General features: G+C 61.8%; 12 protein-coding genes. 11 read left to right on the top strand and 1 reads right to left on the bottom strand.

Annotated elements, in window-relative coordinates; genetic code table 11:
* Positions 1-58: 58 nt before the first annotated feature.
* Positions 59-751, bottom strand: coding sequence for an alpha/beta family hydrolase (locus BT199_RS00645; protein ID WP_072433668.1), 693 nt, complete (start codon positions 749-751; stop codon positions 59-61).
* 79 nt (positions 752-830) lie between these two features.
* Here BT199_RS00645 and ccoN (BT199_RS00640) point away from each other — a divergent pair, with 79 nt between their 5' ends.
* The 11 genes from ccoN (BT199_RS00640) to BT199_RS00590 all read left to right on the top strand — a co-directional run bounded on the left by ccoN (BT199_RS00640) (position 831) and on the right by BT199_RS00590 (position 12,554).
* Positions 831-2,255: a cytochrome-c oxidase, cbb3-type subunit I gene (gene ccoN / locus BT199_RS00640; RefSeq protein ID WP_003193158.1), complete on the top strand. Its 1,425-nt coding sequence runs from the start codon at positions 831-833 to the stop codon at positions 2,253-2,255.
* Between the two features lie 10 nt (positions 2,256-2,265).
* On the top strand, positions 2,266-2,874 hold the full coding sequence (gene ccoO / locus BT199_RS00635; RefSeq protein WP_003193159.1) for a cytochrome-c oxidase, cbb3-type subunit II: 609 nt from the start codon (positions 2,266-2,268) through the stop codon (positions 2,872-2,874).
* 3 nt (positions 2,875-2,877) lie between these two features.
* Positions 2,878-3,078 carry a cbb3-type cytochrome oxidase subunit 3 gene (locus BT199_RS00630; protein ID WP_003193161.1) on the top strand — a complete coding sequence of 67 codons (201 nt, stop codon included), beginning with the start codon at positions 2,878-2,880 and terminating at the stop codon, positions 3,076-3,078.
* On the top strand, positions 3,075-4,022 hold the full coding sequence (gene ccoP, locus BT199_RS00625) for a cytochrome-c oxidase, cbb3-type subunit III (RefSeq protein ID WP_014719442.1): 948 nt from the start codon (positions 3,075-3,077) through the stop codon (positions 4,020-4,022). The genes BT199_RS00630 and ccoP (BT199_RS00625) overlap by 4 nt, the downstream gene beginning before the upstream one ends.
* A 353-nt stretch (positions 4,023-4,375) precedes the next feature.
* Positions 4,376-5,818, top strand: coding sequence for a cytochrome-c oxidase, cbb3-type subunit I (gene ccoN / locus BT199_RS00620; protein ID WP_072433667.1), 1,443 nt, complete (start codon positions 4,376-4,378; stop codon positions 5,816-5,818).
* The gene (ccoO, locus tag BT199_RS00615; RefSeq protein ID WP_003193167.1) at positions 5,818-6,426 is read left to right on the top strand and encodes a cytochrome-c oxidase, cbb3-type subunit II; all 609 of its coding nucleotides are present in this window, start codon (positions 5,818-5,820) and stop codon (positions 6,424-6,426) included. The genes ccoN (BT199_RS00620) and ccoO (BT199_RS00615) overlap by 1 nt, the downstream gene beginning before the upstream one ends.
* A gap of 5 nt (positions 6,427-6,431) precedes the next feature.
* Complete coding sequence (locus BT199_RS00610) at positions 6,432-6,617, top strand: CcoQ/FixQ family Cbb3-type cytochrome c oxidase assembly chaperone (RefSeq protein ID WP_003193169.1); 186 nt, start codon at positions 6,432-6,434, stop codon at positions 6,615-6,617.
* Positions 6,614-7,591, top strand: a complete 978-nt coding sequence (ccoP, locus tag BT199_RS00605) for a cytochrome-c oxidase, cbb3-type subunit III (RefSeq protein WP_014719444.1) — start codon at positions 6,614-6,616, stop codon at positions 7,589-7,591. The genes BT199_RS00610 and ccoP (BT199_RS00605) overlap by 4 nt, the downstream gene beginning before the upstream one ends.
* 429 nt (positions 7,592-8,020) lie before the next feature.
* Positions 8,021-9,424, top strand: coding sequence for a cytochrome c oxidase accessory protein CcoG (gene ccoG / locus BT199_RS00600; protein ID WP_019820489.1), 1,404 nt, complete (start codon positions 8,021-8,023; stop codon positions 9,422-9,424).
* 14 nt (positions 9,425-9,438) lie between these two features.
* Entirely contained in the window at positions 9,439-9,978 is a 540-nt protein-coding gene (locus BT199_RS00595; protein ID WP_014719446.1) for a FixH family protein, read from the top strand.
* A gap of 125 nt (positions 9,979-10,103) precedes the next feature.
* Positions 10,104-12,554, top strand: coding sequence for a heavy metal translocating P-type ATPase (locus BT199_RS00590; RefSeq protein ID WP_072433666.1), 2,451 nt, complete (start codon positions 10,104-10,106; stop codon positions 12,552-12,554).
* Positions 12,555-12,574: the final 20 nt, after the last annotated feature.

The following is a 12,574-nucleotide window of genomic DNA, read 5'->3' as shown; positions in this document are numbered from 1 at the left end:
CCGATAGAAATAGGTGAACCCAGCCCAATGTGGGAGGGGGCTTGCCCCCGATAGGGCGCTAACAGGTCCGGAGAAACTCAGCCACCTGCACCGCCGCCGCCTCCAAGTGCTGCTCATGGCTAAACCCCGAAGCCTTCAGCGGCTTCAAGTCATGGTCCCCCGCCGCCAACCACATCACCTCAATGCTCTCTGACAAGTCATAACTCTGCACCGCCGCACGATTGCCCAAGGCATCGCGCTCGCCCTGCACAATCAAGGTGGGCGTCGTAAGCGCAGCCAAGTGCTCCACCCGGGGTTTCTCTGGCTTGCCCACCGCATAGAACGGATAGCCCAGGCACACCAACCCATCGGCGCCCAGTTCATCAGCCAGTAAACTGGCCATCCGCCCGCCCATGGACTTGCCGCCCATCGCCAGTTTCCCAGCGACATGACGTCGCACCTCGACATACACCTCGCGCCAGCACTCCAGCAGTTTCGGCGCCGGATTCGGGGGGCGTTTGCCGCCGTCCACGCGACGCTGGGCCATGTACGGAAACTCGAAGCGCAACACGCTCACGCCATGCCCGGCAAGGCGTGCGGCCATATCGTTCATGAACGCCGAGTCCATCGGTGCGCCGGCGCCGTGGGCCAGGATCAACGTGACCGGCTCACCCGACGTCGTGCCCGTGGCGACATCCCACAACCAGCCATGTTCCCGTACACACTGCGCCCATTGATCCCCGTCAATACTGGCCTTGTGCTCTTTGCCCATGCTTGCCTCGCTTTTTAGTCTGCCTATAACTCCAGCCCAAGTGCCGCACTTGCTTGGGTTGAACCGTGGATGGGGAACCATGAACACTACTTTAAGTACCGCCTATAACTACAAGGTGGTCCGCCAATTCGCCATTATGACGGTGGTGTGGGGCATCGTCGGCATGGGGCTCGGGGTTTTTCTCGCTGCCCAATTGGTTTGGCCTGCGCTCAACTTCGATTTGCCTTGGACCAGCTTCGGCCGCCTGCGCCCTTTGCACACCAACGCGGTGATCTTCGCGTTCGGTGGCTGTGCGCTGTTCGCCAGCTCCTTTTACTCGGTGCAACGCACCTGCCAGACGCAGCTGTTCGCGCCGAAAGTCGCCGCGTTCTGCTTCTGGGGCTGGCAGCTTGTGATCCTGCTGGCCGCGATCAGCCTGCCACTGGGCTACACCAGCTCCAAAGAATACGCCGAGCTGGAATGGCCGATCGACATCCTGATCACCATTGTCTGGGTCGCCTACGCCATCGTGTTCTTCGGCACGATCATGAAGCGCAAGACCAAGCATATCTATGTGGGCAACTGGTTCTTCGGCGCGTTCATCATCACAGTGGCCATCTTGCATATCGTCAATAACCTGGAAATCCCGGTCAGCCTGACCAAGTCCTACTCGCTGTACGGCGGTGCGACGGATGCCATGGTGCAGTGGTGGTATGGGCACAACGCGGTAGGCTTTTTCCTCACTGCGGGTTTCCTCGGCATGATGTACTACTTCGTGCCCAAGCAGGCCGAACGCCCGGTGTATTCCTATCGCTTGTCGATCGTGCACTTCTGGGCGCTGATCACCCTGTACATCTGGGCCGGCCCTCACCACTTGCACTACACCGCCTTGCCGGACTGGGCGCAGTCCCTGGGCATGGTGATGTCACTGGTGCTGCTGGCGCCAAGCTGGGGCGGCATGATCAACGGCATGATGACCCTCTCGGGTGCCTGGCATAAGTTGCGCAGCGACCCGATCCTGCGCTTCCTCGTTGTCTCCCTGGCCTTCTACGGCATGTCGACCTTCGAAGGCCCGATGATGGCGATCAAGACCGTCAACGCCCTCTCCCACTACACCGACTGGACCATCGGCCACGTACACGCCGGGGCGCTGGGCTGGGTGGCGATGATCTCCATCGGCGCGCTGTACCACATGATCCCGAAAATCTTCGGTCGCGAGCAGATGTACAGCCTCGGCCTGATCAACGCGCATTTCTGGCTGGCCACCATCGGCACCGTGCTCTACATCGCGTCGATGTGGGTCAACGGCATCGCCCAGGGCCTGATGTGGCGTGCGGTCAACGAAGACGGCACCCTCACCTACTCCTTCGTCGAAACCCTGGTGGCCAGCCACCCAGGCTTCATCGTGCGACTGGTGGGCGGTGCGATCTTTCTCAGCGGCATGTTCCTGATGGCTTACAACACATGGCGCACCGTGCGTTCGGCGCAACCTGCCGAAGTCACCGCTGCCGCGCAGATGGCCTGAGGAGTCGATGATGAAACACGAAACGATTGAAAAGAACGTCGGCCTGTTGATGCTGCTGATGGTGCTCGCCGTGAGCATCGGTGGCCTGACCCAGATCGTCCCGCTGTTCTTCCAGGACGTGACCAACAAGCCGGTCGAAGGCATGAAGCCCTACACCGCGCTGCAACTGGAAGGCCGCGACATCTACATCCGCGAAGGCTGCGTACAGTGCCACTCGCAGATGATCCGCCCGTTCCGCGCCGAGACCGAGCGCTACGGCCACTACTCGGTGGCCGGCGAAAGCGTGTGGGACCACCCGTTCCTGTGGGGCTCCAAGCGTACCGGCCCGGACCTGGCCCGCGTCGGCGCACGCTACTCGGACGACTGGCACCGCGCGCACTTGTACAACCCGCGCAACGTGGTGCCAGAGTCGAAAATGCCGGCCTACCCATGGCTGGTCACCGCCGCCGTCGACAGCAGCCACACCGAGACCAAGTTGAAAGTGATGCGCACCCTCGGCGTGCCGTACACCGACGACGACATCAACGGCGCCGTCGCCAGCCTCAAGGGCAAGACCGAGATGGACGCGCTGGTTTCCTACCTGCAAGTGCTCGGCACTGCCATCAAGAGCAAGAGGTGAGCCATGGGATTTGAATTCGATGCAGGCACCATCCGCGGCCTTGGCACGCTGGTGGTCGCCATCGCCTTTATCGGCCTGTCGCTGTGGGTGTTCAACAACCGCCGCAACGCGGAATTCGAGCAGGCCCGCCTGCTGCCGTTTGCCGATGAACCTTCCCCACCCGACGCTCAAGCAGAGCCAGCCACAAGGAGCACTCGGCCATGACTACGTTCTGGAGTACATGGATCTGCGTATTGACCCTGGGCAGCCTCATCGGCCTGACCTGGCTGTTGGTCGGCACTCGCAAGGGCGAGACCAAGGGCAGCGTCGACCAGACCATGGGCCACGCCTTCGACGGTATCGAGGAATACGACAACCCGCTGCCCCAGTGGTGGTTCATGTTGTTCGCCGGCACCCTGGTGTTTGCCGTCGGCTACCTGATCCTCTACCCGGGCCTGGGCAACTGGAAAGGTGTACTGCCGGGCTATGAGGACGGCTGGACCCAGACCAAGGAATGGGACAAGGAAATGGCCAAGGCCGACGCCAGGTTCGGGCCGATCTTCGCCAAGTTCGCGGCCATGCCGGTAGAAGAAGTGGCCAAGGACCCGCAAGCGTTGAAGATGGGCGGTCGCCTGTTCGCCTCCAACTGCGCGGTATGCCACGGCTCGGACGCCAAGGGCGCCTATGGCTTCCCCAACCTGGCGGACAGCAACTGGCGCTGGGGCGGTTCGGCCGAGGCCATCAAGGCCACCATTCTGAACGGTCGCCATGCGGCGATGCCGGCCTGGGGTGAAGTGCTGGGCGAGGACGGGGTGAAGAACGTCGCCGCTTACGTGCGCCACGACCTGGCCAAGTTGCCGTTGCCCGCCGACAACACCGCCGACCTGGCAGCCGGCCAAGCCGCCTTCAGCACCACCTGCGTGGCGTGTCATGGTCCGCAAGGTCACGGCGTGGAAGCCATGGGCGCGCCCAACCTGACCGAGCCTGCCGGGTTTATCTACGGCACCAGCCTGGCACAGTTGCAGCAGACCATCCGCCATGGTCGCCAGGGCCAGATGCCGGCCCAGGACGTGCTGCAAGGCAATGACAAGGTGCACCTGCTGGCGGCTTACGTGTACAGCCTGTCCCATAACGCTGATGGTGCAACGCCAGATAGCCAACCGCAGTAAAAGCCTTATCTGTGGCGAGGGAGCTTGCTCCCTCGCCACAGGCACAAGTCGCGACCAAGTGTCGCACCCCTTCCAAACCCAACTTTCCCCTCCTCCTATTCGGGTCTACGCTTGTTCCCACAGTGGAGCAATTCTGGCGTAGACGACGGTATTCGTTGCGCCCCCTAAAATTCCTGTCCACTTGATCAGCTTTCTATTTCGGTCTTTATCCTTACACCAAACATGGAAAGGGCGCAGAATCTGGCGTGGAACGCATTGATACAGGTCAGCCATTGCGTTGCAATGGCCCCTCGGTTTCTACATACTTGCGGCCGATTTTACCTATAAAAAAACCTAAACCGTGGAACCTTAGAATGAGCACAGCAATCAGTCCGACTGCTTATAACTATAAGGTAGTCCGCCAGTTCGCCATCATGACGGTGGTCTGGGGGATCCTTGGCATGGGGCTCGGGGTGTTCATCGCCTCGCAACTGGTTTGGCCGCAATTGAATTTCGACCTGCCCTGGACGACCTTCGGCCGCCTGCGCCCGCTGCATACCAACCTGGTGATCTTCGCCTTCGGCGGATGTGCACTGTTTGCCACCTCCTACTATGTCGTGCAGCGCACCTGCCAGACGCGACTGATTTCCGATGGTCTTGCCGCCTTCACCTTCTGGGGCTGGCAGGCGGTCATCGTCGGCGCCATCATCAGCCTGCCCCTGGGCTACACCACCACCAAGGAATACGCTGAGCTGGAATGGCCGATCGCCATTTTGCTTGCCATTGTGTGGGTGACCTACGGCCTGGTGTTCTTCGGCACCATCGTCAAGCGCAAGACCAAGCACATCTACGTAGGCAACTGGTTCTACGGGGCCTTTATCGTGGTCACGGCGATGCTGCACATCGTCAACCACGCCTCCCTGCCGGTGAACCTGTTCAAGTCCTATTCGGCCTATTCCGGCGCAACGGACGCGATGATCCAGTGGTGGTACGGCCACAACGCCGTAGGCTTCTTCCTCACCACCGGTTTCCTGGGGATGATGTACTACTTCGTGCCCAAGCAGGCCGAGCGTCCGATCTACTCTTATCGCCTGTCCATCGTGCACTTCTGGGCGCTGATCACCCTGTACATCTGGGCCGGCCCTCACCACTTGCACTACACCGCCTTGCCGGATTGGGCACAGTCCCTGGGCATGGCGATGTCGATCATCCTGCTGGCGCCAAGCTGGGGCGGCATGATCAACGGCATGATGACCCTCTCGGGCGCCTGGCATAAGCTGCGCACCGACCCGATCCTGCGGTTTTTGGTGGTGTCCCTGGCGTTCTACGGCATGTCGACCTTCGAAGGGCCGATGATGGCAATCAAGACCGTCAACTCGCTGTCCCACTACACCGACTGGACCATCGGCCACGTACATGCCGGCGCTCTGGGCTGGGTAGCGATGATCTCCATCGGCGCGCTGTACCACATGATCCCCAAACTGTTCGGCCGCGTGCAGATGCACAGCGTCGGGCTGATCAACGCGCACTTCTGGCTGGCCACTATTGGCACCGTGCTCTACATCGCCTCGATGTGGGTCAACGGCATCACCCAGGGCCTGATGTGGCGTGCGATCAACGATGACGGCACCCTCACCTATTCCTTCGTCGAAGCGCTGCAAGCCAGCCACCCGGGCTTTATCGTACGTGCCCTGGGCGGTGCGTTCTTTGCCAGTGGCATGCTGTTGATGGCCTACAACGTCTGGCGCACCGTGCGTGCCAGCGACCCTGTAGAAGCCGAAGCCGCCGCCAAGATCGCCGTTGTGGGAGTTCACTGATGAAGCATGAAGTCGTCGAGAAGAACATCGGCCTGCTGGCCTTCTTCATGGTCATCGCCGTGAGCATTGGCGGCCTGACCCAAATCGTTCCGCTGTTTTTCCAGGACGTGACCAACAAGCCGGTCGAAGGCATGAAGCCGCGCACCGCCCTTGAACTGGAAGGCCGCGACGTTTACATCGCCAACGGTTGCGTGGGCTGCCACTCGCAGATGATCCGCCCCTTCCGCGCCGAAACCGAACGCTACGGCCACTACTCGGTCGCCGGTGAAAGCGTGTGGGACCACCCGTTCCTGTGGGGTTCCAAGCGCACCGGCCCGGACCTGGCCCGTGTGGGCGGGCGTTACTCCGATGACTGGCAGCGTGCGCACCTGTACAACCCGCGCAACGTCGTGCCTGAGTCGAAAATGCCGGCGTACCCGTTCCTCGTGGAAAACAAGCTCGACGGCAAGGACACCGCGAAGAAGATGGAAGTCTTGCGCACCCTGGGCGTGCCCTACACCGACGAAGACATCGCCGGTGCGGCCGCCGCCGTGAAGGGCAAGACCGAAATGGACGCATTGGTGGCCTACCTGCAAGGCCTTGGCACCATCATCAAAAGCAAACGGTGACCTACATGGATATCGGGATGATTCGTGGCCTGGGCACCGTTGTGGTGATGGTGGCCTTTATCGGCCTGGCGTTGTGGGTGTTCAGCCCACGGCGCAAGTCGGAGTTTGACGACGCGACCATGCTGCCCTTCGCAGATGACCCCGAAGCCATCAAGCACGTCGAGCAAGCTTCTAGGAGTAACAAAGAATGACTACGTTCTGGAGTCTGTACGTCACAGTCCTCAGTCTGGGTACCATCTTCGCCCTGACCTGGCTGCTGCTGTCGACCCGCAAGGGCCAGCGCACCGAGCAGACGGACGAGACCGTCGGCCACTCGTTCGACGGCATCGAGGAGTACGACAACCCGCTGCCCAAGTGGTGGTTCATGCTGTTTGTCGGCACCATCGTCTTCGCCCTTGGTTACCTGGTGCTCTACCCTGGCCTCGGCAACTGGAAGGGCCTGCTGCCAGGCTACAACTACCTCGACAACGACAAGCAAACCCCGTTCGCCAACGGCCAGACCGGCTGGACCGGCGTGCACGAGTGGGAAAAGGAAATGGCCAGGTCGGAGGCCAAGTTCGGGCCGATCTTCGCCAAATTCGCGTCGATGCCGATTGAAGAAGTCGCCAAGGACCCGCAAGCCTTGAAGATGGGCGGCCGCCTGTTCGCCTCCAACTGCTCGGTGTGCCACGGCTCCGACGCCAAAGGCGCCTACGGCTTCCCCAACCTGACCGACGCCGACTGGCGCTGGGGCGGTGAACCCAACACCATCAAGGAAACCATCATGAAGGGCCGCCACGCGGTGATGCCGGGCTGGGCCGAAGTCATCGGTGAGCAAGGCGTGGCTGACGTAGCAGGCTTTGTGGTGACCCAACTCGATGGCCGCAAACTGCCGGAAGGCGCCAAGGCCGATGTGGCCAACGGTGAGAAACTCTTCGCCGCCAACTGCGTGGCCTGCCACGGCCCGGCCGGTAAAGGCACCCCAGCCATGGGCGCGCCCGACCTGACGCATCCGGGTGCGTTCATCTACGGTTCAAGCTTCGCGCAACTGCAGCAGACCATCCGTTATGGCCGCCAGGGCCAGATGCCGGCGCAGGAGCAGTTGCAGGGCAATGACAAAGTGCACTTGCTTGCGGCGTATGTGTATAGCTTGTCTCATGGGGATAAGAAGGCTGAGGAGCAGTAAAGTTAGCTGCAACACGCCATGGCCTCGCCACTGAAGAGCGGCGGGGTCATTTCTTGAAAAGCTTAGATCCGGGGTGGGAGCTGGCGTGCCTGCGAAAGCGCTCTGTCAGTCACAAATAGGCTGACCGGCCCATCGCTTTCGCAGGCAAGCCAGCTCCCACATTTGTCCTCCTGCACATTCAAGACCGGGCCTGTTGACGGGATGGCGTTGAGACCTGCCGCGTCACCACAACCACAAAAACCGTCCATACTTGCCAAGTCAATTGATCCAGGTCACGTACACCATCAATTGATTTCCCCCAACGCGACCAAAGGTCGCACCCTTTGCGCACCATCGGGGGCGTATCATTAGGCCACTGCAACACCCTTAATTTGACCCCGGCTGGCACGTACTGGCCGAGGCAAATCTCCACCGCCGTGGGATGCAATGATGAGCGACCAGATACCGGTACATGACGTTACCCCGCCTGCCAAAACCGTCGACCTCTACGCTTCGCGTGAGAAGATTTATACCCGTGCCTTCACTGGCTTGTTCCGCAATCTGCGCATGGTCGGCGGTGCCGCTCTGTTTCTGCTGTACTTCGGCACCGTGTGGCTGAACTGGGGGGGGCACCAGGCGGTGTGGTGGAACCTGCCGGAGCGTAAATTCTTTATTTTTGGTGCAACGTTCTGGCCTCAGGATTTCATCCTGCTGTCGGGCATTCTCATTGTCGCGGCCTTTGGCCTGTTCTTTATCACCGTATACGCCGGGCGCGTGTGGTGCGGCTATACCTGCCCGCAAAGCGTGTGGACATGGATCTTCATGTGGTGCGAAAAGGTCACCGAAGGCGACCGCAACCAGCGCATCAAGCTCGACAAGGCGCCCATGAGCGCCAACAAATTCCTGCGCAAATTCAGCAAGCACAGCCTGTGGCTGCTGATCGGCTTTGCCACCGGCCTCACTTTTGTCGGCTACTTTTCACCGATCCGTGAACTGGTATTCGATTTCTTCACCGGCCAGGCCGATGGCTGGTCGTATTTCTGGGTGGGTTTCTTCACCCTCGCCACCTACGGCAACGCCGGCTGGCTGCGTGAGCAGGTGTGCATCTACATGTGCCCCTATGCGCGCTTCCAGAGCGTGATGTTCGACAAGGACACCTTGATCGTGTCCTATGACCCCCGCCGTGGCGAAGTGCGTGGCCCACGTAAAAAGGGTACCGACTACAAGGCCCAGGGCCTGGGCGACTGCATCGACTGCACGATGTGCGTGCAGGTGTGCCCTACCGGTATCGATATCCGCGACGGGCTGCAAATCGAATGCATCGGCTGCGCCGCCTGTATCGATGCCTGCGATAACATCATGGACAAGATGGAGTACCCACGCGGCCTGATCAGCTACACCACCGAACACAACCTTTCGGGGCAGAAAACCCATAAGCTGCGCCCGCGCCTGATCGGTTACGCCCTGGTATTGCTGGCGATGATCAGCCTGTTGGTGGCCGCCTTCTTCATGCGCTCGCTGGTGGGTTTCGACGTCAGCAAGGACCGCGTGCTGTACCGTGAAAACGCCGAAGGACGCATCGAAAACGTCTACAGCCTGAAGATCATGAACAAAGACCAGCGCGACCACACCTACGTGCTCGACGCCGCTGGCCTGCCAGACCTCAAGCTGCAAGGCCGACGTGAGATCAAAGTGGCCGCCGGCGATATCGTCAGCATGCCGGTGGAGTTGTCGAGTGCGCCGGAGCAGTTGCCGTCGAGCACCAACGAGGTGACCTTCATCCTCAAGGACGCCGATGACACCAGCGTCCATATTGAAGCCAAGAGCCGATTCATCGGCCCACAAGTTCGTTAACAGGGAACACACGCATGCCTGCAACTACTGCCGCCAGCCCTTGGTACAAACACCTCTGGCCCTGGATCATCATCGCGATTCTGGCCTGCTCAGTGACCCTGACCTTGTCCATGGTGACCATCGCAGTGAACAACCCGGACAACCTGGTCAACGACAACTACTACGAGGCCGGCAAAGGCATCAACCGTTCCCTGGACCGCGAGCGCCTGGCCCAGACCCTGCAACTGCGCGGCAAGCTGCACCTGGACGAACTGACCGGCGAGGTCGAGCTGCAACTGACTGGCTACAGCAATCCAAATACTCTGGAGCTGAACCTGATCTCCCCGACCCAGCCAGAGAAGGATCGCAAGATCAACCTCACCCGCAGCGACAGCGAGCCCGGTCGCTACATCGGCCAGGTCACCGACAAGGTCGAAGGTCGCCGTTTCGTGGAACTGCTTGGCGTGGAGGGCGGCAACACCTGGCGCCTGTTCGAAGAAGAAGAGGTCAGCCACGACAAGGACTTGCTGCTGGGTGACGAACCGTTGCAGGGCGCCGAGGACCTGAAGAAGTAGACGATGATCGTTCCCACGCTCTGCGTGGTAACGCCTTGCTGGACGCTCTGCGTCTGCTTTGTGACGCAGAGCGTCACGGGCAACATTCCCACGCAAAGCGTGGGAACGATCTACGGAACTGAGCAATGACCCAACCCACCCCCTGCTACCACTGCGCCCTACCCGTCCCCTCCGGCAGTCGGTTCACCGCCCAGATCCTCGGCGAACGCCGTGAACTCTGCTGCCCGGGCTGCCAGGCCGTGGCCGAGGCGATAGTGGCCGGCGGGCTGGAAAGCTATTACCAACACCGCAGCGAAGCCTCGGCCAACCCCGAGGCGCTGCCCGTGCAGTTGGTGGACGAGCTGGCGCTGTACGACCGCGCCGATGTGCAAAAACCCTTTGTACGCCATCAGGGCGAGCTGGCCGAAACCACCCTGCTGATGGAAGGCATCAGTTGCGCCGCCTGCGGCTGGTTGATCGAGAAACACCTGCGCAGCCTGCCTGCCGTGGCCGAAGCGCGACTGAACCTGTCCAACCACCGGCTGCACGTGCGCTGGGCCGATGGGCAATTGCCGTTGAGCCAACTGCTCAGCGAGCTGCGCCATATCGGTTACGCCGCCCATCCTTATCAGGCCGACCGCGCAGCCGAACAATTGGCCAGCGAGAATCGACTGGCCCTGCGACAACTGGGAGTCGCCGGCTTGCTGTGGTTCCAGGCCATGATGGCAACCATGGCCACTTGGCCGGAATTCAATATCGACCTGAGCCCGGAATTGCACGTCATCCTGCGCTGGGTTGCGATGTTTCTGACAACGCCCATCGTGTTCTACAGCTGCGCGCCCTTCTTCAAAGGCGCCCTGCGTGACTTGCGCACACGCCACCTGACCATGGACGTCTCGGTGTCCCTGGCGATTGGCGGCGCGTACCTGGCCGGCATCTGGACCGCGATCACTGGCGTAGGCGAGTTGTATTTCGATGCCGTGGGCATGTTTGCCCTGTTCCTGCTGGCCGGGCGCTACCTTGAGCGCCGCGCCCGGGAGCGCACTGCCGCAGCCACCGCCCAACTGGTCAACCTATTGCCCGCCTCCTGCCTGCGCCTCAAGGACGATGGCCAGAGCGAGCGCATCCTGCTTAGCGAATTGGCGCTGGGTGATCGCGTGCTGGTACACCCCGGCTCCGTACTGCCGGCGGATGGCGTGATTCTCGACGGCCAATCCAGCATCGATGAATCCCTGCTGACCGGCGAGTACCTGCCGCAACCTCGGCGCACGGGCGACAACGTCACGGCCGGCACGCTGAATGTCGAAGGCGCGCTGACCGTTCAGGTGCGCGCCCTGGGGCATGACACGCGCTTGTCCGCCATCGTGCGCCTACTGGAGCGCGCCCAGGCCGAGAAGCCGCGCCTGGCGCAGATCGCCGACCGCGCTGCACAGTGGTTCCTGTTGTGCTCGCTGATCGCCGCTGCGCTGATCGGCCTGCTGTGGTGGGAGCTGGACCCGTCGCGGGCGTTCTGGATTGTGCTGGCGATGCTGGTGGCGACCTGTCCGTGCGCTCTGTCCCTGGCCACGCCCACCGCGCTCACCGCCGCCACCGGCACCTTGCACAGTCTCGGGTTGCTGCTGACCCGCGGCCATGTGCTTGAGGGCCTGAACCAGGTTGATACGGTGATTTTCGACAAGACCGGCACCCTCACCGAAGGGCGCCTGGCGTTGCGCGCCATTCGGCCCTTGAGTGCGCTGGACAGCGACCAATGCCTGGGCCTGGCCGCCGCCCTGGAGAACCGTTCCGAACACCCGATTGCCCGTGCCTTCGGCCGTGCGCCGCTGGCCGCCGATGAAGTGCTGAGCACCCCAGGCCTGGGCCTGGAAGGTCGTGTGGGCGAACGTTTGTTGCGCATCGGCCAGCCGGGTTTTGTCTGTGAACTCAGTGGCTGTGCGATTCCCGCCTCACCGGACGAAGCCGGGCAATGGCTGCTGCTGGGCGACCGCAGCGGGGCGCTGGCCTGGTTCGTACTGGATGACCGCCTGCGCAGCGACGCACCTGCCTTGCTGGCCGCATGCAAGACGCGGGGCTGGCGCACGCTGTTGCTCTCCGGCGACAGTTCGCCGATGGTGGCCAGTGTCGCCTCTGAGCTGGGTATCGACGAAGCCCACGGCAGCCTGCGCCCTGACGACAAGCTGAAGGTACTGCAAAACCTGCACAAAGAAGGTCGCAAAGTGCTGATGCTGGGCGATGGAGTCAATGATGTGCCGGTGCTGGCCGCCGCTGATATCAGCGTGGCGATGGGCTCGGCCACGGACCTGGCGAAAACCAGCGCCGATGCGGTGCTGTTGTCCAACCGCCTGGATGCGCTGGTGCAGGCCTTCAGCCTGGCGCGGCGCACTCGCCGAGTGATCATCGAGAACCTGTTGTGGGCCGGGTTGTACAATGGGCTTATGCTGCCGTTTGCGGCCCTGGGTTGGATCACTCCGATCTGGGCGGCGATCGGCATGTCCCTCAGTTCGTTGACCGTGGTGCTCAACGCGTTGCGCCTCACTCGCCTGCCGAGCGCGCAAGCCTCGGGCACCGCCCCAGTAACCCGCTCGCTGCCGGCCTGAGCCGCGTGGGCATGGAGTAC

The sequence above is a fragment of the Pseudomonas sp. NFR02 genome, assembly GCF_900119375.1.
In the GTDB taxonomy this organism is placed as follows: Bacteria; Pseudomonadota; Gammaproteobacteria; order Pseudomonadales; family Pseudomonadaceae; genus Aquipseudomonas; species Aquipseudomonas paracarnis.
Note: the sequence above shows the minus strand (reverse complement) of the source record. Positions and strands in the feature narration are given on the sequence as shown.